Genomic DNA, 26,052 nt, shown 5'->3' on the forward strand with positions numbered 1-26,052 from the left:
ACGCCTCAAGATCTACAACCGTCACGAGACATAAATGATCGGCAAACCGATCTATCCGCGCAAGCGCCGTTGCAGTACTAGCCGCCGAGTTCCCCCGGACCCCCAGATGCCTCCCGCACCGAAGAAACGCCGTCGCACCCCGCGCCAGCTGCTGCGGGGTGTGCGGCGCCGTACCCGGCGCGTCGCAGGACGGGCGCGACGCGTCTTCTGGCGCTCGCTCCAGCTGCGCGTGGTCACCAGCACGATGGTCATCTCCATCGTGGTCGTCGCCGTGCTCGGCGTCTTCCTGATGCAGCAGATCATCAGGACCACCCTGGAGACCAGGGAGAGCGCGGCCAAGAGCGAGGCGCAGGCCGACAGGAACGCGGTGCTCGGCTATCTCAACCAGCCGGCCGCCGAGGCCGCCAAGCAGCCCGTCGAGCCGGGCCAGGCGCCGCAGGCGGCGGGAAGCAGCCCGCTCAGCCAGGCCACGGAGGCGCTCGCGCGGCGCGCGGGCTCGGCCAGCCGCTACTCGGTGATCATCCGTAACGAGGGGCTGCCCGGGGCGTTCTACGGGACCACGAACATCGATCCCATCAGCATCCCGCCCAGGCAGCACGAGGAGCTGTTCAAGAAGGAGGCGGGCGAGGACAGCACCTGGTACACCCCGCTGTACTACAAGGGGCAGCCCGAGCAGCCTGTGCCCGGAATGATCATCGGCACCCGCCTCGACTCGTCGTACGAGATCTACCACCTGGTCCCGCTGGACAAGGAGGAGCGGACCCTCGCCTCCGTGCAGCAGATGATCATCCTTGTCGGCGCCGGTCTGGTGCTGCTGCTGGCCGCGATCTCCTCCCTGGTCACCCGCCAGGTCGTCACACCGGTGCGGCTGGCCAGACAGGCCGCCGAACGGCTGGCCGCCGGGCGCCTGGACGAGCGGCTGAAGGTGCGCGGCGAGGACGACCTGGCCCGCCTGGCCACCTCCTTCAACGAGATGGCCGCCAACCTGGCGCTGAAGATCCACCAGCTGGAGGAGCTCTCCCAGGTCCAGCGCCAGTTCGTCTCGGACGTCTCGCACGAGCTGCGCACCCCGCTGACCACCGTGCGGATGGCCGCCGACCTGCTCTTCGACGCCCGCGAGGACTTCGACCCGATGGCCGCCAGGTCGGCCGAGCTGATGCAGAACCAGCTCAACCGGTTCGAGGCGATGCTCGCCGACCTCCTGGAGATCAGCCGCTACGACGCGGGCGCGGCCGACCTCGACGTCGACCCGGTGGACGTCAGGGACGTGGTGCTGCGCGCCGTCGCCGACTCCGAGGCGTTGGCCGAGCGCCACTCCACCCGCTTCGACCTGCGCCTTCCCGGCGAGCCCTGCATGGCGGAGATGGACAGCCGCAGGGTCGAGCGCATCCTGCGCAACCTGCTGTTCAACGCGATCGAGCACGGCGAGGGCCGCGACATCGTCGTCTCGGTCGCCGCCGACAGGGACGCGGTGGCGGTGGCGGTACGGGACCACGGGGTGGGGCTGAAACCCGGTGAGGAGAACCTGGTCTTCGACCGGTTCTGGCGGGCCGACCCGTCCCGGGCGCGCACGATCGGCGGTACGGGCCTGGGGCTGGCCATCTCCCGCGAGGACGCCATTCTGCACGGCGGCTGGCTGCAGGCGTGGGGCTCGCACGGGGAGGGGTCGCAGTTCCGGCTCTCGCTGCCCAGGGTGGCCGGGGCGGTGCTCAGGGGCTCGCCCCTGCCGCTCGTACCCCCGGAGGTGGAGATGCGACGCACGTGGCGAGGGCACGTGACGCCGGTGCTGTCGCCGGCGGCGGCCGACGGGGGACGCGATGCGGACTAGGACCGAACGGGCGCGACGCGGGCCGGAGCCCGCGCGGGCCGGAGCCCGCGAGGCGCGGTACGCGCCGGCGGGGGGCGGCGCGACGCGGCCCGGGACCCGCGGGAGGCGATACGTGCCGGCGCCGGGGGGAGGCGCGCGGCACGCGGGGACGGTGTTCCTGGCGATCGCCCTGGTCTACGGGCTGAGCGCCTGCTCGGTCATCCCCACCGGCGGCAAGTCCGTCGTCGCCGTCGACAACGAGCGCAAGGGCAGCCCGCTGGGCGACCCGTACGCGCGGGTCATCGCCATGGCGCCGAAGGCCGACTGGTCGCCGGAGGAGGTCGTCACCGGCTTCCGCGCGGCCATGGCGAGCCTCGACGACTCCGATTTCCAGGTCGCCCGCAAGTACCTCACCGGCGACTTCGCCGCCAAGTGGAACCCGCACAGCGGCGTGACGGTCTACCGGCAGGGCGAGTACGAGAAGTTCGCGCCACTACGAGACGAGGACAAGCAGGCTCAGGTCACGCTTAAAGGCACCAAAACCGCCATCATCGACCAGGACGGTCGATACCGTCCGAGTGGCGGGCCCCTGAACCAGCCCTTCACGCTCGCCAAGGGGGCGGGCGGCGAGTGGCGCATCAGCGCGGCCCCCGACGGCCTCCTGCTGTCCGAGGGCGACGTCGCCCGCGGCTACCTGCCCGTGGACCTGTACTTCCTCGACTCCCAGTGGAAGGGCCTGGTGGTCGACCAGGTGCGGGTGCCGATCGACCCGGGCGCCAACTTCGCCAAGACGACGGTCGAGCGGCTCCTCAGAGGGCCGAGCAGCTCCCTCAAGGACGCGGTGCGCACCGCCTTCGCCGACACCGAGCTCATCGACGTCACCACCGAGAACAACAGGGTCGTCGTCGACCTCACCAGGCGGGTGGACTCCGACCTCATCGACCCGATGGCCGCCCAGCTCGCCGCGACGCTCGCCGCGCTCACCAAGGGCGGCTGGGGCTTCGAGGTCACGGTGAACGGCGAGTCGTACTATCCCGACACGCCCCTCCAGATCGACGCCCAGGAGCAGTCGAACTTCGACCCCTGGACGACCCCCGACGCCGTCTACCCGTTCTATCTCGCCGACGGCGCGCTGCGGCTGCTGGACAAGGAGAACGTCGGGCGGCCCGTGCCGGGCAGGGCGGGCCAGAAGGGGACCGGGCTCACCCGTCCCGCGATCAGCGGCCAGCCCGTGCAGCAGGTGGCGGTGCTCTCGGAAGACGGCAGGAGCGTCTCCGTCGCGCCGCTCGCCGCGGGCGGCGAGTGGCGGGCCTGGGCCACGGGGGTCTCCCTCGCCCCGCCGACCTGGGACCGCTATCACACGCTCTGGACGGTGGACCGGCCCAACGACCACACCTCGGTCATCACCCGGCACGACGGCGACAACAAGCACCAGTACCGGGTGTCCGCCCCCGACCTGGAGACGTTCCACATCAAGTCGCTCAAGGTCGCGCGAGACGGGGTGCACGTCGCGGTGGTCGTCAAGGACGGGCTGGGCGAGCAGGTCCAGGTCGGCACCGTCGTCGGAGAGCGGGAGGGCACCCGCATCACCAACCTCCAGACCGTGGTCGACACCGACGGCAACCAGACGATCAAGGACATCGCCTGGAAGGACGGCAAGACCCTGTACGCGCTCACCGGCAAGTCGGAGCTGCTCGAGGCCTCGGTCACCGCCGCGACCAAGTCCCTGGCCTTCGACTCGCGGATCGAGAGCATCACCGCCCTGGACGGCACCCTGCTCGCCGGGGCCAAAGACGAGCAGGGCGACCGGCAGGTCCTGTTCTGGAACTCCGCCAAGTGGGAGTCGCTGATCAAGAACGAGACCGGGACGACGGACTTCACCGAGAACGGCCCCGCGTTCCCGGCCTTCCCCCTGGGCTGACGGACTTCACCGAGAACGGCCCCTGGTTCCCGGCCTTCCCCCTGGGCTGACGGACTTCACCGGGAACGGCCCCGCGTTCCCGGCCTTCCCCCTGGGCCGGCGGGGCGGGCCGTCCCGGCCCGGGGGCGGCCGCTGCCTCCCGGCGGGGGCCTGAACCCCCCTCCGGTACCCTGGTCTGGGCTTTTTGTCGGTGCCATCTGAAAGCTTGGATCCGTGACGACCGCCATGCTCGACCTGATCCTGCCGCCCCGTTGCGCCGGATGCGACGCGCCGGGCGCCCTCGTCTGTCCCCGATGCGCGGCCGAGCTGCACGGGGCGCCGGCCCTCCGGATGCCCGATCCCGTGCCGCCGGGCCTGCCCGAGTGCTGGTCGGCGGCCGAATACACCCCCGCCGTGCGGCGGGCGATCATCGCCTACAAGGAGCGCGGCCGCACGGCCCTCGCCCCGCCCCTGGCCGGGGCTCTGGCACTGGCGGTCGCCACGGCGGCCGGCGAGCGCCCGGTGCTGCTGGTGCCGGTGCCCAGCGCCCGGTCGGCCCGCAGGCGCCGCGGGCACGACCCGATGGTCCGGCTCGCGGGGCTGGCGGCCGGTTACCTCCGCGAGGCGGGCTGGCCCGCGAGCGTGGCGCGGGTGCTCGCCCAGCGCCGCCGCGTCGCCGACCAGGCGGGGCTGAGTTCCCTCCAGCGGGCCGCCAACCTCTCCGCCGCCTTCACGGTCACGGTCGGCCGCAACGCGCCTGTGCCGCGCTCCTGGGGCGGTACGGAGGCGATTGTGCTGGTCGACGACATCGTCACCACCGGTGCGACGCTCGCGGAGGCGGCCAGGGCGATGCGCGAGGCGGGGGTGACGCCGTCCTTCGCCGCCACGATCGCCGCGACACGCCGGAGATCCAGATCTGGTGATCGTGACGGAGGGTGAAAGTGAGGCCCGTGCCGGGTCTCACTCCGGCGCCACACCTCACTGTCCGGGGGCCGCTTTCCAGGCTGCTCAACGGACGCGAGAAGGCTTCGCCTATCATGCCGCCGACCCGCGAGGGCAGGGGGCCCCGACGGCCGGCCGGCCGGTTCCGAATTACGCAAAGTGATCCTTTGGCCGATCGCCAGGCTGACATTCGGCCGCGATGCGGATAGCGTCTGAGCCATGGCACCCGCTCGGGTCCGTGGTTGCACCGGACCGACCTCCGTCAGGAGGCCGGCCCGGCTAGCCGATGCCAGCCGCAGGCCAAACGGTCCACGTAAGACGACTTTTCGTCGGTCGATCACGGTGCGGCTTAGAGGTAAGTCCTGCCTTCCCAGGGAGCCAGATGTTCCTTGCCAGAAGAGAAGGGCATGTAGTGGCAAAGAGCTGCGAAACCCTCAGCAGGCGGATGTGGGGACGAAGACCAGGTCGGCCGAGCGGGTGTCGCAATACCACCGTCGAGATTCGAAGGGGGGCTGTGCATGGAGATCATCGTCAAGGGTCGGCACACCGGAGTGAGTGACCGATTCCGTGACCTCGTGAACACCAAGCTGGCCAGGATCGAGCGTTTGGACCACAAGCTCATTCGCGTTGACGTGGAGGTGTCCAAGGAACGCAATGCCCGTATCGTCGACCAGCGAGAGCGCGTCGAGCTCACCATTCACTCACGTGGTCCCGCGGTTCGGGCGGAGGCCTCGGCCGACGACCGTTTCGCCGCCCTTGACATCGCACTCGGCAAACTCGAAGGACGGCTGCGGCGCCTCGCCGACCGCAGGAAGATCCATCACGGCAACCACTGCCCCCCGTCGGTCGCGGAGCTGACGGCCACCGCCCTCGCCGAATCGTTCGAGAGCGCACCGGCCGACCTGCTCACCGAGCACTCCTCGGCCGAACCCCAGGCTGACGAGGCCGACCTTCCAGAGGACGAGACCATCATCCCGATCCAGATGGACGGGGACGGGCCGCTGATGGTCAGGGAGAAGTTCCACGAGGCCGATCCGATCACGATCGATCAGGCACTTCTTGAGATGGAACTGGTGGGACACGATTTCTATCTCTTCCGTGACAAGGAGAGCGGGCAGCCAAGCGTCGTATACCTCCGTCAGGGGTACAACTACGGCGTGTTGCGGCTCGTTGAGCCCTGACGAACGCGTTCGAAGATCCTCTCCGACCAACCGAGGACCATGAAACCCGTGTAATCATGGCGGTCCACCGGCTCTGGCCCCCCGAGGAGGAGGCGTGACGGAACCCGACGACGCAACCGGCCCGACCGGACGCGGCGAACCGATCCGCGTGTTGATCGTTGACGATCACGCGCTGATCCGCCGCAGCCTGGAGATGGCGCTGGCCGCGGAGACGGACATCGAGGTTGTCGGCGAGGCGAGCGACGGACAGGAAGCGGTCGAACTCGCCGACCGCCTCACTCCGGATGTCATGCTCATGGACGTCCGGATGCCACGGAGGAGTGGCATCGAGGCCACTCGAGAGATCAAGGCCTCGGTGCCGAGCACACGGATCATCATGTTGACGGTGAGTGACGAGGAGGAGGATCTCTTCGAGGCGATCAAGGCGGGCGCCACCGGCTATCTGCTGAAGAACGTCCAGCTCGACGAGGTTCCGGAGGCCGTCCGCGGCGTCCACGAAGGACAGTCGCTGATCAACCCGGCGATGGCCGCCAAACTCATCAGCGAATTCGCCAACATGAGCCGTAAGGAGGCCGAGCGGCCTCCGCAGCTCCCCGTTCCACGCCTGACCGAACGGGAGATGGAGGTGCTCCGCCTCGTCGCGAAGGGTATGAACAACCGCGAGATCGCCAAGCAGCTGTTCATCTCCGAGAACACCGTGAAGAACCACGTCAGAAACATCCTGGACAAGCTCCAGCTCCACTCCAGGATGGAGGCGGTGGTCTACGCGGTCCGCGAGCGGATGCTCGAGATCACCTGACACGTGCCCGGTGCGGTGACCGCCTGGCGGTCACCGCACCCGGGGGACGTCCCGCCTCGGCGGGACGGTTCCGCGTGCGAGGCCGTCCCCGTTCGGGAGGCGGCCCGGTTTCGGAGTGGCCCGCTCAGGGAGCCTCCCGCCTCAGGGCGTCCTGGAGGGGCCCGGCCAGCAGAGGATCGACGCGCTCGACCCGGACGGCCTCGCAGCCGACCCAGCTCGCGGCCTCCCAGAGCGCGCCGGCCAGCGAGGCGGCACCTTTGCCCGGCGTGACACCGGCTTCGAGACTCACCTGGCGGGCCACCAGCGTGGACCCCTCGCGGGCCGGGTCGATCCGCCCGACCAGCCTGCCCCCGGCCAGGACCGGCATCGTGAAGTAACCGTGGACGCGCTTCTCCTTGGGCACGTACGCCTCAAGGCGGTGGTTGAAACCGAACACGCGGGCGGTGCGGGCGCGATCCCAGACGAGGGAGTCGAACGGGGAGAGCGGGGTCGTGCGGTGGCGGCCCCTGGGCTCCGTCTCCAGCGCCGCCGGGTCGGCCCAGGCGTCGGCGGCCCGCTCGGGCCACCCGGCGACGCGGACGGGCACCAGCCCGGCGGACCCGTCGCGCAGGCACTTGTCGAGCAGCAGCGCCTCGGGCGCCTTCAGGCGCAGGAAGTCGACGAGGTCGGCGCGGGTGGCCACGCCGAGCGCGACCCCGGCGATCCCGGCGAGGCGGGTGACGCATTCGGCGTCGGACAGCTCCTCGGCCAGCAGGTCCGCGGGGACCGCGCGTTCGGCCAGGTCGTAGACGCGGCGCCAGCCCACCCTGCGCGTGCAGACGACCTCGCCGGTGTCGAGCAGCCACTCGATGGCGATCTTGGAGTCGGACCAGTCCCACCACGGGCCGCCCTTCTTGGCCCCGCCGATGTCGGCGGTGGTGACCGGGCCGCTCTCGCGGACCAGGTTGAGCACCTTGTCGACGCTGTCGGGCACCTCGTGCCAGCGGAACTTCCTGGCGCGGAAATATCTCCGCCTGAAGGCGTACAGCGCCCAGTCGCCGATCGGGAGGACGCAGGCCGCGTGACACCAGTATTCGAAGGCCCGCGCGGGATCGTCCCAGTAGGCCCGCTCGACCTCCTGCCTGCCGATGGCGCCGAGGCGGGCGTACGCGACCAGCTCGTGGGAGCGGGCCAGCACGGAGATCGTGTCGAGCTGGACGGCCCCGAGGCGGCGCAGGGTCGCGGGGGCGCCGCCTCGCCGGGCCTGCGCGCCCAGGAATCCCTGGGCGCGGAGGATGACGCGGCGGGCCTCGTCGGAGGAAAGGGAGAGCTGCATGACCGCCCCAGGGGGAGACAACACGTCGAGTAGCCGAGGCTAGCGCCTGACACCGACGAAAAGGCTACGCCGGTGTCAGGGTATCCGTGGCCGGGGTGAACCATCGCGAATCGTGTCGAGTGGGATGACCCTCACGACCCTCACCGGGCGAGGGTGAACCTCGGCGAGAGTGACCCGGACGGGGTGAGCTCAGGCGAGGGTGACCTGGACGAGGGTGAACCCAAGTGAGGGTGAACCCGGACGAGGGGGAGCCCGGTGGAGCGGGGTGATCCCCATCGGGCGGGGAGGCGTTGATCTACATCCTCACTGTCAGCCGAGGACGCCCCGGCTGGTTCCGCCGCTCATCCTGCGGGGGGCCTCGACGACGATGTCCTGGAAGACGCGGAAGACCAGGGTGAGGATGGCGCCCATGGCGCAGACCGCCGTGCCCATCCAGAGGACGAACCAGTTCGGGCCCAGGCAGAGGGCGACCCCCGCGATGGTGAAACCCAGCAGGATCACGGTCACCGCCAGCCAGGACGACGCCCTGCCCCCGTGGCCCCCCTGGCCCTTGTGGACCGCGGGCCCCCCGTCACCTCCCTGGCCCTCGTGGGTCCCGCCACTCGCCAGACGCGTGTCCTCCGCCATCACGGCTTCTCCTCCCAGGCACAGCGACGCGCCCGCATGATCTATCGCGGACGTGACAAAGGGCGACATACCCTTTGAAGCTGGTCGTACTCTCTCAAAGAAGCGGGCAAGGAACTCCATGGGCCACAAGAGCGTCTTTCAGGGTGGCTGTGTCTGGTGGCGGAACCGCCTACGATGGCAGCGGAGAACCATGTCTCGTCCTCAGCCGGGCCGGTCCGGCCGTGGAAGACCTGCGAGGAGCTTTACCTAAAGTGCCAGCCTTTCTCGATAGAATTCTTCGCGCCGGCGAAGGCAAGCTTCTGCGCAAGCTCAAGCGGATCGCCGACCAGGTCAACTCCATTGAAGACGACTTCACGAGCTTGACCGACGCCGAGCTTCGCGCGCTCACCGACGACTACAAGCAGCGTTACGCGGAGGGTGAGTCCCTCGACGACCTGCTTCCCGAGGCTTTCGCCACCGTCCGTGAGGCGTCCCGGCGGGTCCTGGGCAAGCGTCACTTCGACGTGCAGATCATGGGCGGGGCCAACCTGCACATGGGCAACATCTCGGAGATGCGCACCGGTGAGGGCAAGACCCTGACCTGTACGCTCCCCACCTACCTCAACGCCATCTCGGGCAAGGGCGTCCACGTCATCACGGTCAACGACTACCTGGCCAAGCGTGACGGCGACGAGATGGGCCGGATCCACCGCTTCCTCGGTCTCGAGGTCGGCGTGATCCTGGCCAACATGCCCTCCGACGAGCGTCGCAAGCAGTACAACGCCGACATCACGTACGGCACGAACAACGAGTTCGGCTTCGACTACCTGCGCGACAACATGGCGTGGTCGCTGGAGGAGTGCGTCCAGCGTGGCCACCACTTCGCCGTCGTCGACGAGGTCGACTCGATCCTCATCGACGAGGCCAGGACGCCGCTGATCATCTCCGGTCCCGGCGAGCAGTCCGGCAAGTGGTACGCCGAGTTCGCCAAGATCGTCCCCCGGCTCCGCAGGGGCACCGAGGGCAAGGACGGCGAGGAGAACACCGGCGACTACGCCGTCGACGAGAAGAAGCGCACGGTCGGCATCTTCGAGTCCGGCGTGGAGAAGGTCGAAGACTGGCTGGGCATCGAGAACCTCTACAAGCCCGAGCACACCCACCTGGTCGGCTTCCTCAACAACGCGTTGAAGGCCAAGGAGCTCTACAAGAAGGACAAGGACTACATCGTCGTCGACGGTGAGGTCCTGATCGTGGACGAGTTCACCGGTCGCGTCCTGCACGGCCGCCGCTACAACGAGGGCATGCACCAGGCCATCGAGGCCAAGGAAGCCGTCAAGATCAAGGATGAGAACCAGACCCTCGCCACGATCACGCTGCAGAACTACTTCCGCCTCTACGAGACGCTCTCCGGCATGACCGGCACCGCGGCGACCGAGGCCAACGAGTTCCACCAGACCTACAAGCTCGGCGTCGTCCCGATCCCGACGAACCGGCCGATGATCCGCAAGGACCAGGCCGACGTGGTCTACAAGACCGAGGACGCCAAGTTCATGGCGAGCGTCGAGGACATCAAGGAGCGCTACGAGCGGGGCCAGCCCGTCCTGGTCGGCACCACGAGCGTCGCCAAGTCCGAGCGCCTCGCCAAGGAGCTCAAGCGCAAGGGCGTCAAGCACGAGGTCCTCAACGCCAAGAACCACGCGCGTGAGGCGGCGATCATCGCCGAGGCGGGCCGCAAGCACGCCGTCACCGTGGCCACCAACATGGCCGGTCGAGGCACCGACATCATGCTCGGCGGCAACCCCGACTTCCGCGCCGACCTGGAGCTGCGCAGCCGCGGCCTCGACCCGGTCGAGACGCCGGAGGAGTACGACAAGGCCTGGGGCGAGGCGCTGGAGAAGGCCAGGGCGGCCGTGCAGGCCGAGCACGACGAGGTCACCGAGCTCGGCGGCCTCTACGTCCTGGGCACCGAGCGGCACGAGTCGCGGCGCATCGACAACCAGCTCCGCGGCCGTTCCGGCCGTCAGGGCGACCCGGGCGAGTCGCGCTTCTACCTCTCGCTCGAAGACGACCTCATGCGCCTGTTCAACTCGGCCAGGGTCGAGATGATCATGACGCGCCTCAACATCCCTGACGACGTCCCGATCGAGTCGGGCATCGTCTCCAAGGCCATCGCCTCCGCCCAGCACCAGGTCGAGCAGCAGAACTTCGAGATCCGTAAGAACGTTCTGAAGTACGACGAGGTCATGAACCGGCAGCGCAAGGTGATCTACGCCGAGCGCCACCGGGTGCTGGAGGGCGCGGACCTGCACGAGCAGATCCGCGGCTTCGTCAACGACGTGATCGACGAGTACATCGCGGGCGCCACCGCCGAGGGCTTCGCCGAGGAGTGGGACCTCGACAAGCTGTGGAAGGCCCTCGGCCAGCTGTACCCCATCAGCATCACCGCCGAGCAGCTCGTCGAGGAGGCCGGAGGCCGCGAGGAGCTGACCGCCCAGTTCCTCGACGAGCGGATCAAGGCCGACGCGATGGCCGCCTACGACCGTCGCGAAGAGGAGATCAACGCCCAGGCCATGGACCCGGAGGGCATGCGGGTGCTGGAGCGCCGCGTCATCCTGTCGGTCCTCGACCGCAAGTGGCGCGAGCACCTCTACGAGATGGACTATCTCCAGGAGGGCATCGGCCTGCGCGCGATGGCCCAGCGCGACCCGCTGATCGAGTACCAGCGCGAGGGCTTCGAGATGTTCTCCCAGATGCTCGAGGGCATCAAGGAGGAGTCGGTCGGTTACCTGTTCAACCTTGAGGTCGAGGTGCAGAGCAACCCGATCGTCGAGGAGCACGACCACTCCGAGGACGCCGCGATCGCGGAGACCCGCTCGATCATCGCCCGCGGCCTGCGCGGCCCGCAGCGTCCCGCCGAGCTGGAGTACACGGCTCCGGGCGAGAGCGGCGAGGTGGAGCACACCCGGATCAGCAGCAAGGCCGAGCGTGACGCGTACGGCAACGTCGAGCGCAACGCGCCGTGCCCCTGCGGTTCCGGCAAGAAGTACAAGCGCTGCCACGGCGACCCCAAGCACGTCGAGGTCTGACCGTCACCGAAGGGCCCGCACCACGCGTGGTGCGGGCCCTTCGGCGTGTCCGGCCCGCCTTCGGCGGAGGAGAGGCCGGGGTGTCGCGGAGTCCTCGCAGGTACGGGACGTGGGTCAGGGGGTCGTCTCGAACTCGGTGCACAGCCAGCGCACGCCCCTGCGTTCCAGCCTCAGCGCCAGGACGCGCGATCGGTCGCCGCAGTCGACCACGGCGCACATCTCCACCACCCCGTCCTCGGGCTGGGAGACGTGGGCCCTGCCCGCCCGGGGTGGGCGCGCGCTGTTGATGATCTTCCCGCTCCTGACCAGCTCGGCCTGGGCCCTGCCGGTCATGTGGCAGGAGACGCTCGCCGCGGGGCGCCTGCCGGACAGGATCTCGGCGACGGCCTGGGCGAGGGCCCGCAGCCGCCGCTCGTCGGGGACCGCGCCTGGTGGGCCCCAGACCAGCGGTTTCCCCGCCGAGGGGCCCGGTTTCGCGGGATCGAGGGCGAGGGCGAGGGTGCCCTGCACGTACGGCGGCATGGCCGGGGTGTCCCCGGCGGGGCGGTCGTCGTCGTAGGGCGGCTCGGCGGCGGGGGAGGGCGCGATCCTGGGGGGCGATGCCGGGCGTCGTGGGGGCGACATGGGAACTCCGATTGTGCTCGGCCGGGGCGGAGAAACTGACGCATCAGGGAGTTTCCGGCCCTCTGCCCAGATACGCCGCCCGCCAACTTCCCGGAAATCCCGGTCGCTTCGTCCTGTTGGGCGAAGAAGGTGACCTCGGGTTGGAGTGGCCGGTCCCGCGGGGAAACGGGTTGTGGCCGAAGCCGTGATCTCCGGCGGACGGCCGAAACCGCGCGGCGCGCCTCTTGGGGGCGAGGCGGGCCGGTGTCCGTTCGGCCGAGGCCAAGTGGCTCGTCTCTCAGGGGCGGGCCGGTGTCCGTTCGGCGGAAACCGCGCGGCGCGTCCCTCAGGTGCGGGGTGGACCGGTGTCCGTTCCGCCCCGCGCCGGGGTGGAGGGCTCGCCGGAGTCGACGTCGGGCTCGGGCTCGCGGCCGGGGGTCATGATGTTCAGCTTCCTGATCAGGAAGCTGAACACGGTGTAGTAGATCACCGCGTAGACGAGTCCCATCACGATGATGATCGGTATCCCCCGGGCGTTGGGCGCGGTCCCGTACAGGCCCAGGTCGATCAGCCCGGAGGAGAAGCTGAAGGCGAGTTTGACGCCCAGGGCGGAGGCGAGGGCCATGGAGATGCCGGTCAGCACGATGTGGATCACGAACAGGACCGGTGCCACGAAGATGAAGGCGAACTCGATCGGCTCGGTGATCCCGGTGAGGAACGCGGTGAGCGCCGCGGAGATCATGATCGAGCCGACCGCGGTGCGGCGGTGCGGCGGCGCGGCCCGCCAGATGGCGATCGCGGCGGCGGGCAGGCCGAACATGAGGACCGGGTAGAAGCCGGCCTCGAAGCCGCCGTAGCCGACGGCGCCGTTGTTGAAGCAGATCAGGTCCCCGGCGAGCTTCTTGCCGTCGACCACGCACTCGGGGACCTGGGTCCAGATCACGTTGTTGACGATGTGGTGCATGCCGAGCGGGAGCAGGGCGCGGTTGATCATGCCGTAGATCCCGGCGCCGAGCTCGCTGTTGGAGGCGAGCCAGGTCCCCGAGGCGCGGACCCAGCCGCCCAGCACCGGCCAGACGGCGCCGAGGAGCACGCCGATCACGAGCCCGGCGAAGGCGGTGAGGATCGGCACCAGGCGGCGCCCGCCGAAGAAGGCCAGCCAGGTCGGCAGCTTGGTGCGGTAGTAGCGCTGCCAGAGCAACGCCGAGACCAGGCCCATGACGATGCCGCCGAGCACGCGGGTCGGGTTCTGCGCGCCGAGGTTCAGGACCTCGTCGGGGACGCCGGGGTTGGCCCTGTCGAACACCTGCGTGGTGATGGACTCCCTCAGGTCGGCGTCGAAGAGGATGAAGAACATGTTCATGCTGACGGCGTGGAAGACCAGGTAGCCGACGAGCGCCGCCAGGGCGGTGGAGCCGTCGGCCTTGCGGGCGAACCCGATGGCGACGCCGATCGCGAACAGGATGGGCAGGTTGTCGAACAGGGCGCCGCCCGCGGTGCCGACGACACGGGCCACGTCGTCGAGCAGGACGCTGTCGGTCCGGCCGAGGAGGTCGGCCTGCCCGAGCCTGAACAGCAGGCCCGCGGCCGGCAGGACCGCGATCGGCAGCATCAGGGAACGTCCCAGGCGCTGGAGCACGCTCATCGCGGCGGACCCGGACGGGTGGGCGGCGGGCGGGCCCGCGTCCGCCGAGGGAGGGCTCATCGGGCTTTCCTCCAGGGGCTGGGAGGGAGGAGGGCGGCGAAGGGGGCGGTCGCGCGGGGCTGGACGGGATGTGACGGCGGCGGTGCGGGGCCGGGATGCGGCCGAAACGGGCGCGGTGGGCGGGACGACGTGGTCGGGGCGGGCGGGGTCAGGCGCGGCGGGCCGGTATCTCCAGGATCGTACGGAGCTGGTAGCGGTCGGCGCGATAGGTGGACACCCCGAGTTCGGCGCAGACGCCTCCCGCGAAGGAGCGCCGCTGGAGCAGCAGCACGGCCCCGCCGCGCGGCAGCTTCAGCAGGTCGGCGTCCCCGGGGTCGGCGATGCCGCCGTCGATGGTGAGCTCCCCGGCGTCGAGCACCAGGCCGTAGCGGGTCTCCAGGAGGGCGTAGAGGGATCGGCCCGTCAGGTCGTGGGTGTCGAGGTCGGGCGCGAGGGAGACGGGGATGTGGGCCCGCTCGATGCACATGGGCTCGTCGGCCGCGGTCCGCAGTCGCTCGATGAAGTGAACCTCGTCGCCGGGCTGGATGCCGAGTTCCCTGGCCAGGTGGGCGCTGGCCCTGACCACGCGCCGATCCAGGTCGCGGGAGCCGGGCTCCATGCCCCTGGTGCGCATCTCGTCGCTGAAGGAGGTCAGCCGCAGGGACATCTCGATCTTGGGGCGGGCCACGAAGGTGCCCTTGCCCGCCACCCGCTGGAGCCTGCCCTCGGAGACCAGGTGGTCCACGGCCTGCCGCACGGTCATGCGGGACAGCCCGAAGCGCTGGCAGAGCTCGCGCTCGGACGGGATCGCCGTGCCGATCGCCAGCTCGTTGTTCTCGATGAGGTCGAGCAGGATTTCCCGCAGCTGGAAGTACTTGGGCACGGGACTGTCCGGATCGATCTGGGCCACAGGACCTCCCCCCTCGATCTGGAATGACTGATGAGTTATGGTTCGTACTGGTCTAGTCCGGACTAGACCACAGGCCGGAAAAGGGTGTCAACGTACGGACCGGAGACGGATCGATAACGGCCCGGTCTCGTCCGTCCGAACCGAAGGATGAGCGCGAGATGACGACCAAGATGCGCAGCGAGATCGCCGAGCAGCCCGCCGCGTTGCGAGCCACGCTCGACGCCCTCCTCCCCAGGGTCGGAGAGGTGGAGCGGCTCGCGGGGCAGACCCGCCAGCTGCTGTTCGTCGCCCGCGGCACCTCCGACAACGCCGCAGTCTACGGCCGTTACCTGGCCGAGGCGCACACGGGCAGACTCTCCACTCTCGCCGCTCCCTCGATCGCCACGACCTACCGGCGCAAGCTGGACCTCAACGGCGTGCTGGCCGTCGCCCTCTCCCAGTCGGGCCGGACCGAGGAGATCGTCGAGACCCTCATCTGGGCGAAGGACTGCGGCGCCAGGACCGTGGCCATCACCAACGGCGGCGAGCAGAGCCCCCTGGCCCAGGCCGCGGACCTCGCCCTGTGCACGGTCGCGGGCGAGGAGAAGGCCGTCCCGGCCACCAAGACCTACACCACCCAGCTCGCCGCGCTCGCCGTGCTGGCCCTCGGTCTCGGCGCCGACGTCGACGCTGCGGACCTGCAGCGGGTGCCGGACGCGGTCGAGAAGCTGGTCGGCGACCCGGGCGACCTGGAGGCGATCGTCGAGGGCCTGGCCGACAAGCCGGGCGTCGTGGTCTCCGGGCGGGGACTGGCCTTCTCCACCGCGCTGGAGCTCGCGCTCAAGCTCAAGGAGGCGTGCTACCTGCACGCCATGGGCCTGTCGTACGCCGACCTGCTGCACGGCCCGATCGCCGTGGTCGACGAGGACACCCCGGCCATCCTGGTCGCGGCGGGCGAGGGCCCGACCCTGGCCGGCACCGTGGCGCTCGCCGAGCGGGTGACCGGCGCGGGCGCCTCGGCCTACACGGTCGGCGGCGGCACCGCGCTCTCCTCGGTCTCCACCGCCGCGCTGAACGGCCCCGACCTTCCCGAGTGGGTCGCCCCGCTGGGCCTCATCGTCCCCGGCCAGCTGCTCACCGAGGCGCTCGCGCGCAGGCTGGGCATCGACCCCGACGCTCCGCGCGGTCTCAACAAGGTGACCCAGACCGACTGATCGCGACATGTCCTTTAGCCTGGTCATTGCCCTGGGAACAGGGTGATCACATCTGGAGGGCGACATGGCGGCCGACGCCGACGCGATCATCGCTGGACTCGGTGGTGCGGACAACATCATCGAGATCGAACCGTGCATCACCCGGCTCCGCACCGAGGTGCGCGACGCCTCCAAGGTCGACCAGGCGGCCCTGCGGGCGGCCGGCGCGCACGGCGTGATGGCGGCGGGCAACGTCGTCCAGGTGGTGGTGGGCCCCGAGGCCGACACGATCGCCAGCGACATCGAGGACATCATGGGCTGAACACGTGCCGATCAGGGCCGGCAGGGGCCGACAGGGACGGGGGCGTGCCCGGACGACACGGGCGGGCGGCCTGGGCGCGAAGGGCCGTCCTCGCGGGCGGCGGCATGCCGAGGGGGGTACGGTGACCACAGTTCTGGCACCGGTCGCGGGGCTGGCCGTGCGGCTCGGCTCGGTGCCCGACCCGGTCTTCTCCGAGGGGCTGGTCGGGCCCGGCATGGCGATCGAGCCGGACAGGGCGCCCGGCCCGGTGCTCTCCCCCATCGCGGGCACCATCGTCAAGCTGCACCCGCACGCGTTCGTGGTCGTCGGCGACGACGGCCGGGGGGTCCTCGTCCACCTGGGCATCGACACGGTCGAGCTCAGGGGCGAGGGCTTCGAGCCGCTGGCCGCCGAGGGCGACCGGGTGAGCGCCGGGCAGCCGGTGGTGGCGTGGGATCCGGCCGGGATCGAGGCGGGCGGGCGCTACCCGATCTGCCCGGTCGTCGCGCTGGACGCCGCCGCGAACGCCGTCACCGGCCTCGCCACGGGGAGTGTCGACGCCGGTGACGAGCTTTTCGAGTGGAGCGATCCGGCCTGAGGGCTCGCGAGGACCGATGACCATGAAGCACCGGCCGCAGAGCCGAGAGTGGGGGACACAGGTGGGCAAGACGGTGAAACCGCCCGTGAAGGCGGCGCTCTTCGATCTCGACGGGACGCTGATCAACACCGAGCGGCGGAGCATGGCCATGTGGTCGATGCTGCTCGACAGCCACGGGGTGGTCCACGACGAGGTCGTGCTGCGCGGGTTCATGGGACGGCGCGGGCGCGACGTCCTGACGGAGAGCGCACATCTCTTCCCGGGCAAGCGGATCGACGACCTGATCGAGGAGGTCTTCTCCTTCCAGGACCATCCCGGCCTGCCCGACATCGTGCCGGTTCCCGGCGCCGCCGAGCTGGTCCGCAGGGTCTCGGAGTACGGCTCGCCGGTCGCGGTCGTCACCTCCGCGGGCCGTGACTGGGCGGAGGAGCGGCTGGCGCAGGTCGGCATTCGCGACCTGCTGGAGACGATCGTGTCCGCCCACGACGTCGTCGTGGGCAAGCCAGACCCCGAGGGGTTCCTCCTCGCCGCCGCACGCCTGTCGGTCGATCCGGCACACTGTGTGGCGTTCGAGGATTCGATCGCCGGGATCACGGCGGCCAAGGCGGCGGGTATGGCGTGCGTGGGTATAGCGACCACGCACGCGGGCACTGAGCTGGCCGGGGCCGATCTCGTGGTCGCCGATCTGACAGGGGTCGCCTGGCCCCTGTCGACCACCAACGACCCCGCGGTCTAGACCGCGGGACGACTCCCGGGAGGAACACGTGGCCGAGCGCCAAGTCATCGTCAAGTCGGAGGTCGGCCTGCACGCCCGGCCCGCTGCGACGTTCGTCCAGACGGCGGCCAAGGCGTCCCTGGACGTCACCGTCGCCAAGGGGAGGGGCGAGCCGGTGAACGCCAAGAGCATCCTGTCGGTCCTCTCGCTCGATGTCAGGGAGGGCGACACGGTGGTGATCAGAGCGGAGGGAGAAGGAGCCGACGAGCTTCTCGACCAGCTGGCCGGCATCGCGTCGGCGCCGTGAGCCCGCTCACCGGGGTGGGGGTGAGCCCCGGCGTCGGTGTCGGTCCCGCCCACGTGCTCGCGTACGAGGCGATCGTCCCGGCTCCGGACTCCCGGCACGGCGGGGACGCCGCCGCGGAGCTGGCCGTGGCCGGGCGGGCGCTGGAGCGGGTCGCCGCCGACCTGGAGGAGCGGGGGATCCTCGCCGGTGGCGCGGGCAGGGAGATCCTGGAGGCGCAGGCCATGATGGCCCGCGATCCCGGCCTGGCGGACGGGGTGGCCAAGCTGGTCCAGGCCGGCACCGCCGCGGCCCGCGCGGTCTACGAGGCGTTCGGCCACTACCGCGACATGCTCGCCGCCGCCGGGGGATACCTCGCGGAGCGCGTCGCCGACCTGGACGACGTCAGGGACCGGGCCATCGCGGTGATCGAGGGCCGGCCCGCGCCCGGCGTGCCCGCGGGCACCGGGCAGCCGTACGTCCTCGTCGCCCGTGACCTGGCGCCCGCCGACACGGCGCTGCTGTCCGCGGATGTGGTGGCGGCCTTCGTCACCGAGCAGGGCGGCCCGACCAGCCACACCGCGATCCTGGCCCGCGCGATGGGGGTGCCGGCCGTGGTGGCCTGCCCGGGGGCGACCTCGATCACGCCGGGGACGCGGGTGCTGGTCGACGGGGCCTCCGGTCTCGTACGGCCCGCGCCCTCCGACGACGAGGTGCTCGAGGCGCGCGACGCCGCCGCGGCGAGGGAGGCCGCGCCGACCTCCGCCACGGGGCCGGGCACGACCGCCGACGGGCACGCCGTGCCGCTGCTCGCCAATATCGGCGGGCCGCGCGACGTGGCCGCCGCGCTGGAGCACGGGGCCGAGGGGGTCGGCCTCTACCGGACCGAGTTCCTCTTCCTCGACAGGGACGAGGCGCCCTCCGCGGAGGAGCAGGAGGCCGCCTACCTGGAGGTGCTGGACGCCTTTCCCGGTGGCAGGGTGATCGTGCGGACCCTCGACGCGGGAGCGGACAAGCCCCTCGCCTTCCTGCCGCCGGGAGCGTACGAGCCCAACCCCGCGCTGGGAGAGCGCGGGGCGAGGCTGTTCAGGACCCACCCGGAGATCATGGACACCCAGCTCGCCGCCCTGGCCGCGGCGGCCTCCCGCTCGTCGGCGAGGCTTCAGGTGATGGCGCCGATGGTGGCCACCGCCGAGGAGGCCGCCTGGTTCGCCGACGCCTGCGACGCGGCGGGGCTGCCGTCGGCGGGAGTGATGATCGAGATCCCGTCGGCGGCCCTGCGCGCCTCCGACCTGGCCGTCCGGGCGGCCTTCTTCTCCATCGGCACCAACGACCTGGCCCAGTACGCCCTGGCCGCCGACCGGCAGCTGGGCGCGCTGACCGGGCTCCAGGACGCCTGGCAGCCCGCCCTGCTCGACCTGGTCGCCCTGGCGGCGGCGGGCGCCGCCGCGCGCGGGAGGCCGTGCGGGGCCTGTGGCGAGGCCGCGGCCGATCCGGCCCTCGCCTGCGTGCTCGTCGGGCTCGGGGTCACCTCGCTGTCGATGTCCGCCCCGGCGCTGCCCGCCGTACGGGCCGCGCTGTCGCGCCACACGCGGCGGCAGTGTCACCTCGCCGCCGCCGCCGCGCGGGCCGCCGCCTCCCCGGAGGACGCGCGCGCCGAGGCGCGCTCCCACCTGCCCGGCCTGTCCGGTCTGGCCCTCTGACGTGGGCGATCCTCCTTCGAGGGAAGTGGCGTACGGGCCGGGACGCGCCGCAGGGGCCTCGCCGGTGGGGCGCGTGTGGTCGAAGGTGACCGGCCGCGTACGCGGGCAGCGGGGTGCGGGCCCGGATAGCGTAAGCGGCATGGCTCGGTGGACAGGTGTTACGGGTATCGCATTGATCGCGACGATGGCGGCCGGATGTGCCGAGGCGGGCAGGACCGCTCCGCCCGCGTCCGGTGCCACGAGGGCGGGGGAGACCTCGGCGAGCGCCGACGCGGCGGCACCGGCGGGGACCCCGGAGACCCCCGCGGAGTCCGCTCCCCCCGCGGCCTCCGCGACGGCGGAGGCACCGGGGGTGGAGGACGTGCTCGCCTCGATGAGCGTGGAGGAGAAGGTCGGCCAGCTTTTCATGCCCGTGCTGTACGGCCTGTCGGCCGACACGTCGTCGGGGGAGAACCAGGCGCGGTTCGGGGTGGACACCCCGGCGAAGATGATCGCCCGTTACCGCCCCGGCGGGGTGATCATCTTCCCCTGGGCGGGCAACGTCAAGAGCGTCCGGCAGGTCGTGGCGCTGACCAACGGGCTGCAGAAGGCGTCGCCCGAGATCCCGCTGCTGATCGGCACGGACCAGGAGAACGGCAAGGTCTCCCGCCTCGCCCCGCTGGTCACCCCTCTTCCCGGGGCGTCGGTCATCGGCGCGACCCGCGACATCTCGCTGGCCCGCCGGGCCGCCGAGGTGACGGGCACCGAGCTGCGCGCCCTGGGCGTCAACCTCGACTTCGCGCCCGTCGCCGACGTCAACCTCAACCCGCGCAACCCGGTGATCGGCCCGCGCGCGTACGGCTCGGATCCGAAGAAGGTGGCGCCGATGGTCGCCGCCGCCGTCGAGGGCTTCCACGACGCGGGGATCGGGGCCACGGCCAAGCACTTTCCCGGCCACGGCGACACCGGTGTCGACAGCCACACCGGCCTGCCGGTGATCAAGCATTCCCGGTCCCAGTGGGACAGGCTGGACGCTCCGCCGTTCGCCGCCGCCATCGGCAAGGACGTCGACGCGATCATGAGCGCGCACGTCGTCATGCCGAGGCTTGATCCCTCGGGGGACCCCGCCACCCTCTCCAAGCCGATCCTGACGGGGCTGCTCCGCGAGAAGCTCGGCTTCGACGGGGTCGTCTCGACCGACGCGCTGGACATGGCGGGAGTGCGCAAGAAGTACGGGGACGGGGAGGTCGCGGTACGGGCGATCCTGGCCGGGGTGGACCTGCTGCTCATGCCGCCGGACTATCGCGAGGCCCAGCGGGCGCTGCTGGCGGCCGTGGCGTCCGGGAAGATCTCCAAGGCGCGGCTCGACCAGTCCGTCCGGCGACTGCTGACGATGAAGGCCGCTCGTGGCCTGCTGAACAGGGCGCCGGTCGCCGACCCGGCGAAGGCCGAGCGGGTGCTCCGCTCGGCCGAGCACCTCAAGGTCGCCCGGCTCATCACCTCGCGGGCCCGCTGAAGGGGGCCCGGGGATCCGTACCGCGGGGTCCGATCAGGCGACCTGGAGGTTGCCGGTCCTGGCCAGCGAGACGACGAGCGACTGGATGATGCGCGTGAGCAGGGCCTCGATGAGCATGACGGCCGCCTTGGCGAGCACGGTGGAGATGAAACCGGACATAGAAACCTCACAGGCAGAAGGAGTGCTTAAGGTGATGATTCATACTAAACGAGTACAAGTCATCCGTTATGAGGTTACTGTTTGGTGAACGTTCGGTGACACCTTCCGGGTCGAGGCCTGGATCGCCACCCCGGCGGCCGTCGTGGTGGCCGCGCTTCCCAGGGCGATGGTCCATCCCACGGGCCCGAGAGGGTGGCAGCCGAAGAACCGGCAGAGCCCCGGAACCGAGACCGACATGCCCAGGATGAGGAGGGACAGGAGCGAGGCCAGCACGACCAGGCGGTCCCGGCTGCCCAGGGCCAGGGTCTGCAGCAGCTGCGACGCCACGAGCGCGACCAGCCCCATCGTGTCCGCCCGCCCGCGCGTACCGGTCATCCGGCCGATCGCCCAGGCCGCGCCCGCCGCGCTCGCCGTGGTGGCGGCGCGCAGGTAGATGTCGCGGGTCAGGGAGGCTCCCAGCGAGGCCTCCGGGCCCTCCTCCAGCAGCTTCTCCGGGCTGGTCGCCGTCGGGGGCCGGGAGGCGACCGCCATCGCGGGCAGCATGTCGGTGAGCAGGTTGACCAGCAGCAGCTGCCGGGCGTTCAGCACGTTCCCGCCGCTGATCAGGCTGGACCCGACCGCGAAGACGATCTCGCCGATGTTGCCGCCGAGCAGGATGCTGAGGGCGTCGCGGACCGAGCTCCACATGGCCCTGCCCTCGATGATCGCGTCGACGATCGTCTCGATGCGGTCGTCGGTCACGACGATGTCGGCCGCCGTCCGCGCCGCCGGGGTGGCGCGGGACCCCAGGGCGATCCCCACGTCCGCGACCCGGATCGCGGGGGCGTCGTTGGCGCCGTCGCCGGTGACCGCGACGACCTTGCCGGTCCGGCGCAGGCAGCTGACGATTCGCGCCTTGTGCGCCGGGGTGGTCCTGGCGAAGACCGTCACCTCCGGCAGGGCCTCCACCAGGGTGTCGTCGTCCATTTCGTCCAGCTCGGGCCCCGTCATGATCTGCCCGCCGTTGAGCACGTTCAGCTCGACGCCGATCGCCTCCGCCGTGCTCGGATGGTCGCCCGTGATCATGACAACGTGTACGCCCGCCCGCGTGAGGCGGCCGACACTCTCCGCGGCCGTGGGCCGCACCGGGTCGGCCAGGCCGAGGAATCCGAGGAAGCACAGGTCCTGGATGCGGGACTCGTCGAGATCGCGGCGGTCGGAGGCGGGGCGCTCCGCGACCGCGAGCACCCGGTAGCCCTGCCGGGCGAGCTGGTCGAGCTCCTTTTCGATCTCCGCCACGAGGTGGCCCGCGAGAGGGACCACCTGGCCGTCGCGGAGGATGGACGTGCAACGGGTGACCACGACCTCGGGGGCGCCCTTGACGCTCAGCAGCGGGCCCGAGTCGCCCTTGCCGAGCACGGCGTGATAGCCGCGTCCCGGCTCGAAGGGAAGCTCGTCCACCCGTTCCCAGCTTCCGGTCCCCTTCTCGGTCACGCCCAGCCGCTCGGCCCCTTTCAGCACGGCGCGGTCGGTGGGATGCGGGATGGGCCGCCCCTCGTCGTGCCGCGGGCACGCGCGCATCCCCGCGGCCACGATGTGCCTCAGCTCGGGCGTCAGGTCCTCCACGGTGCGCTCGTCCTGCACGTCCGAGACGCACCGCAGGCTGATGCGCCCCTCGGTGAGGGTTCCCGTCTTGTCGAAGCAGAGGACGTTCACCCGGCCGAGGGCCTCGATCGTGGAGGGGTTGGGCACCAGGGTGTTGCGGGTCGACAGCCGCCGCGCGGAGGCGAGCTCCGCGACCGAGGCGACGAACGGCAGCCCCTCGGGCACGGCGGCGACGGCGAGGCTCACCGCCGGCGCGAGCGCCTGCGGCGCGGAACTGCCGCGCAGCAGGTCGGCGGCCAGCAGGACGACGCCCGATCCGACCGCGACCGGGAGGACCCGCCGGCTCAGCTCCCGCAACCGCAGCCGCACGCCCGAGACCGGAGGCTCCTCCGCGGCGAGCCTGGCGGTCCTGGCCGTCTCGGTCGCCTCGCCCGCCGCGACCACCACGGCCAGCCCGCTGCCGGCCGCCACCGTCGTCCCCTCGTAGACCATCGAGGTCCGGTCGGCGATGGCGGGCGCGTTGACGGGCTCGGGTGACTTGGTGACGAGCTGCGACTCGCCGGTCAGGGCGGCCTCGTCGATCTCCAGCCCCACCGCCTTGAGCACGCGGCAGTCGGCCGGCACGGTGTCGCCCGCGCGCAGCTCGATCACATCGCCGGGTACGAGGTCCTCGACGGTCGCGCTCGCCTGCTCGTGAGGGCGGGCGGCGCCCGCCTTCTCGTGCCCGCCGCGCTTGGGAGAGCGAGGGGCACTCGCCTTCTCGTGGGGGCGGCGCAGCCGCACGGGGACCGCCACCGCCTCGGTCAGGCGGTGCAGCGCCCGGTCGGCGGTGTAGCGCTGGCCCCCTCCGATGAGCGCGTTGGCGGCCACGACCGTGCCTATCATCACCGAATCGGAGATCGAGCCGACCATGGCCGACAGGCCCGCCCCCGCGGCCAGGACGGGGGTCAGCGGGTTGGCCAGCTCCTTCGCGGACACGCGGAGCAGCGATTCCGGGCCCTGCGGCTCCCCCGATCCCGTTGAGGACCTGCGCCGCGCGGCCTCGGCCTCGCTGATCCCGCTGGACGACGAGCCCAGCAGGGCCAGCACCTCCTTGGTCGGCATCGCGTGCCAGGGGGTCCGGTCGATCCGGATCGGCGGGGTTTCCCGCCCTGCGTGCCGGCCCGCCCACTCGCCCGTGACGAGGGTGGCCATCGACGTGCAGCTACTCGCGAGATGGGCCTTGTGCTGCGACTCCTCCGATGGCCCGAGGGCCGCCAGCGCGCCTCCGGTGGCGTTCCCCGCGGCGGTGAGCCACACGCACCGCTCGCTCGTCCTCCTCGCCGGTGCCAGGCAGCTCAGGAGCAGGTGGACCTCCTCAAGCTCGGCGAGCACGTCCGCGTCCCAGGGCACCCGGCCCGAGCCTCGCAGCACGCCGATGCCCAGGTCGGCCTGGGCCAGCGCGGCCATGCGGCGCTCCGACACCACGGCGACCCCGTGGCCCTCCGCCTGGAGCGCGCGGATCGACCGGGCCAGCCGGGAACCGCCCGGCACGATCTCATCGATGCCGAGCCGCAGGCCGAGTGCCGTGTCGCCTCCCGCGAGCGCCACGGCGCACGCGCCCTTGGCCGCGGCGACGATCGCGTCGGCCAGCGGGTCGACCCCCGGCGCCATGCCGACCAGGGCGGCGGGAACGCCCTTCCTTGTCACGCGGACGGCCCGGACCCCCCGGGCCTCCCAGTCCGCGGCGTCCTCTGTGACGAGCCCGGCCGGACCTGCCAGGGGCTCGGCCTTCCACGTGTCGTGTTCCCGCCGCGCGTCCGGGTCGTCGACGTCGATCAGGGTGCGGAGCCGTGCGCGCAAGCCGTCGAGGCCCTCGCCGTTCACGGAGTCCAGGCCCCCGAGGGGAATGACGCGGTCGATCTCCCACGACCCCGTGCCGAGTACGCCGGCGTCGAGGATGACGGTGTCGATGCCGTCCATGCGGCGCAGGGCGCGGTTGTTGAGAACGACCGCCCCGCGCCTCGCCATGGCACGCCCGATCGCGCAGGCGAAGGACTCACGGCCCAGCTTCGCGGCCTTGGGCGTCGTCGCGGTGAGCACGGCGACGGCACGCTCCCGGTTCTCGAGAAGGTACGCCAGCCCGGAGGCGCCCGCCGCCACCGGGGCCCCGACGCGCTCGAACCGCTCCACGGGGCTGTAGGCCATCGGCGCGGGACGGGGCCTCCTGGGCGTGCGGATATGCCGGTAGGAGCCCTTTCCCGACGCCAGTTCGTGCTGGCGCGCCTCCCAGGATCGCCGCGTCTCGCGCGCCTCGATGTAGCGGCTGGCGGCGGTGACCGACTGGACGAGCATCCCCACCCGGCGCAGCGCCAGCGTGTGGGTGACGATGTTCGCCGTCGTGAACAGGGTGACGGTGGCGGGACCGCCGATGCGGCGTTCCAGCTCGTCGCGGACTCTCGGGGTGGACTCGGCCAGGCCCAGCAGCGCGGGAACGATCGGGGGGATCGGCGGCACATGTATCGCTCGCCCGGCGAACGCCACGCCCGCCCCGATCAGGCTCGCGCCGAGCCGCATGCCGGCACGGGCGTGCTGTTCCACCAGCCTGGCGGTGTGGTGCTCCGCCAGCTTGGAGGCGAGGAATCCCGCCTCCGGAGATGAGGCCTCGCCGGCCTCGATGTCCTCTTCCGCGTCCTCGTCCTCGGTGACCTCGTCTTCGACGGCCTCCTCCAGACCCTCGGCGATGTCGTCGGTCAGGTCGTCGTCATCGTCGTCCCCACCGTCGCCGTCGAGCGCCTCGACGATCGTCAGCAGCTTCTCCAGGTTGATCAGTGCCGGCTCGCACCCCACGAAGACGGAGCCGAGGACACCGTTGACCTCCGCCCGCTCGACCCCCTCCAGCTTCAGCAGCGCGTTCTCCAGCCGCCGGGCCTTCGGCTCGCTGCCCGGAGCGCCGATCACGCGCAGATCGACATGGAGCCCTCCGGGACAGATCCGTTTTCCCCGCGAACGCGGCAGGGCGTTCCTGACCGCGTCGGGTACGACCTTGATCGCGCCGGGCACGACGCTCCAGAGGGTTTCCGCGGGAACAGACAGCAGGCGGGGCACGAACATTCAGATCTCCGGCAGACAAGATGACGGGGCCGATCAGGCCGTTGGTCACGCGTGGCCTGATCGGCCCCATCGCTGCGATTACTTGGACGATGTCCCGCGGGCCGAACCCCTCGAAC

At 71.2% G+C, this 26,052-nt stretch carries 20 protein-coding genes; 13 read left to right on the plus strand and 7 right to left on the minus strand.

The window, feature by feature from the left end:
- Positions 1–106 precede the first annotated feature (106 nt).
- The 5 genes from mtrB (at position 107) to ACSDR0_RS15355 (ending at position 6,629) form a co-directional block, all read left to right on the plus strand.
- Positions 107–1,828: an MtrAB system histidine kinase MtrB gene (gene mtrB / locus ACSDR0_RS15335; RefSeq protein WP_435289466.1), complete on the plus strand. Its 1,722-nt coding sequence runs from the start codon at positions 107–109 to the stop codon at positions 1,826–1,828.
- Positions 1,829–1,940: 112 nt separating this feature from the next.
- Positions 1,941–3,728 (plus strand): LpqB family beta-propeller domain-containing protein, encoded by a 1,788-nt coding sequence (locus ACSDR0_RS15340; protein WP_435289467.1) that lies wholly within the window; start codon positions 1,941–1,943, stop codon positions 3,726–3,728.
- Positions 3,729–3,941: 213 nt separating this feature from the next.
- Positions 3,942–4,646: a ComF family protein gene (locus ACSDR0_RS15345; protein ID WP_435289468.1), complete on the plus strand. Its 705-nt coding sequence runs from the start codon at positions 3,942–3,944 to the stop codon at positions 4,644–4,646.
- Between the two features lie 521 nt (positions 4,647–5,167).
- The gene (gene hpf / locus ACSDR0_RS15350; RefSeq protein WP_435289469.1) at positions 5,168–5,830 is read left to right on the plus strand and encodes a ribosome hibernation-promoting factor, HPF/YfiA family; all 663 of its coding nucleotides are present in this window, start codon (positions 5,168–5,170) and stop codon (positions 5,828–5,830) included.
- Positions 5,831–5,924: 94 nt separating this feature from the next.
- Complete coding sequence (locus tag ACSDR0_RS15355; protein WP_329090540.1) at positions 5,925–6,629, plus strand: response regulator transcription factor; 705 nt, start codon at positions 5,925–5,927, stop codon at positions 6,627–6,629.
- Positions 6,630–6,753: 124 nt separating this feature from the next.
- Here ACSDR0_RS15355 and ACSDR0_RS15360 read toward each other — a convergent pair whose 3' ends face one another.
- Both ACSDR0_RS15360 and ACSDR0_RS15365 read right to left on the minus strand, forming a co-directional pair.
- Entirely contained in the window at positions 6,754–7,944 is a 1,191-nt protein-coding gene (locus tag ACSDR0_RS15360) for a winged helix-turn-helix domain-containing protein (RefSeq protein ID WP_435289470.1), read from the minus strand.
- Between the two features lie 309 nt (positions 7,945–8,253).
- Positions 8,254–8,571, minus strand: a complete 318-nt coding sequence (locus tag ACSDR0_RS15365; RefSeq protein WP_435289471.1) for an HGxxPAAW family protein — start codon at positions 8,569–8,571, stop codon at positions 8,254–8,256.
- A 251-nt stretch (positions 8,572–8,822) separates the two neighbouring features.
- On the opposite strand from ACSDR0_RS15365, the gene secA reads away from it, so the two are divergent.
- Positions 8,823–11,636, plus strand: a complete 2,814-nt coding sequence (secA, locus tag ACSDR0_RS15370; protein ID WP_435289472.1) for a preprotein translocase subunit SecA — start codon at positions 8,823–8,825, stop codon at positions 11,634–11,636.
- A 114-nt stretch (positions 11,637–11,750) separates the two neighbouring features.
- Here the strand turns inward: secA and ACSDR0_RS15375 are convergent, their stop codons facing one another.
- The 3 genes from ACSDR0_RS15375 to ACSDR0_RS15385 form a co-directional block, all read right to left on the minus strand.
- Entirely contained in the window at positions 11,751–12,260 is a 510-nt protein-coding gene (locus ACSDR0_RS15375) for an Rv3235 family protein (RefSeq protein WP_435289473.1), read from the minus strand.
- A 325-nt stretch (positions 12,261–12,585) separates the two neighbouring features.
- Entirely contained in the window at positions 12,586–13,944 is a 1,359-nt protein-coding gene (locus ACSDR0_RS15380) for a PTS transporter subunit EIIC (RefSeq protein ID WP_435289474.1), read from the minus strand.
- A 148-nt stretch (positions 13,945–14,092) separates the two neighbouring features.
- Complete coding sequence (locus ACSDR0_RS15385) at positions 14,093–14,833, minus strand: GntR family transcriptional regulator (RefSeq protein WP_435289475.1); 741 nt, start codon at positions 14,831–14,833, stop codon at positions 14,093–14,095.
- A gap of 158 nt (positions 14,834–14,991) precedes the next feature.
- Here ACSDR0_RS15385 and ACSDR0_RS15390 point away from each other — a divergent pair, with 158 nt between their 5' ends.
- The 7 genes from ACSDR0_RS15390 (at position 14,992) to ACSDR0_RS15420 (ending at position 21,100) form a co-directional block, all read left to right on the plus strand.
- Positions 14,992–16,026, plus strand: coding sequence for an SIS domain-containing protein (locus tag ACSDR0_RS15390; RefSeq protein ID WP_435289476.1), 1,035 nt, complete (start codon positions 14,992–14,994; stop codon positions 16,024–16,026).
- Between the two features lie 64 nt (positions 16,027–16,090).
- Entirely contained in the window at positions 16,091–16,327 is a 237-nt protein-coding gene (locus tag ACSDR0_RS15395) for a PTS glucose/sucrose transporter subunit IIB (RefSeq protein ID WP_329090552.1), read from the plus strand.
- 121 nt (positions 16,328–16,448) lie between these two features.
- The gene (locus tag ACSDR0_RS15400) at positions 16,449–16,904 is read left to right on the plus strand and encodes a PTS sugar transporter subunit IIA (protein WP_435289477.1); all 456 of its coding nucleotides are present in this window, start codon (positions 16,449–16,451) and stop codon (positions 16,902–16,904) included.
- A gap of 16 nt (positions 16,905–16,920) precedes the next feature.
- Entirely contained in the window at positions 16,921–17,640 is a 720-nt protein-coding gene (locus ACSDR0_RS15405; RefSeq protein ID WP_435289478.1) for an HAD family hydrolase, read from the plus strand.
- Between the two features lie 28 nt (positions 17,641–17,668).
- A complete protein-coding gene (locus ACSDR0_RS15410; protein WP_435289479.1) occupies positions 17,669–17,926 on the plus strand; it encodes an HPr family phosphocarrier protein in 258 nt (85 codons plus the stop codon).
- Positions 17,923–19,605, plus strand: a complete 1,683-nt coding sequence (gene ptsP / locus ACSDR0_RS15415; protein ID WP_435289480.1) for a phosphoenolpyruvate--protein phosphotransferase — start codon at positions 17,923–17,925, stop codon at positions 19,603–19,605. Before ACSDR0_RS15410 ends, ptsP begins: the two co-directional genes overlap by 4 nt.
- 184 nt (positions 19,606–19,789) lie before the next feature.
- A complete protein-coding gene (locus tag ACSDR0_RS15420; protein WP_435289481.1) occupies positions 19,790–21,100 on the plus strand; it encodes a glycoside hydrolase family 3 protein in 1,311 nt (436 codons plus the stop codon).
- Positions 21,101–21,133: 33 nt separating this feature from the next.
- Here the strand turns inward: ACSDR0_RS15420 and ACSDR0_RS15425 are convergent, their stop codons facing one another.
- Together ACSDR0_RS15425 and ACSDR0_RS15430 are read right to left on the minus strand one after the other, a co-directional pair.
- Entirely contained in the window at positions 21,134–21,259 is a 126-nt protein-coding gene (locus ACSDR0_RS15425) for a hypothetical protein (protein ID WP_435289482.1), read from the minus strand.
- Positions 21,260–21,325: 66 nt separating this feature from the next.
- Positions 21,326–25,936, minus strand: coding sequence for an HAD-IC family P-type ATPase (locus ACSDR0_RS15430; RefSeq protein WP_435289483.1), 4,611 nt, complete (start codon positions 25,934–25,936; stop codon positions 21,326–21,328).
- Between the last annotated feature and the right edge of the window lie 116 nt (positions 25,937–26,052).

This window comes from Streptosporangium sp. G11 (assembly GCF_051192615.1).
Taxonomy (GTDB): Bacteria; Actinomycetota; Actinomycetes; order Streptosporangiales; family Streptosporangiaceae; genus Streptosporangium.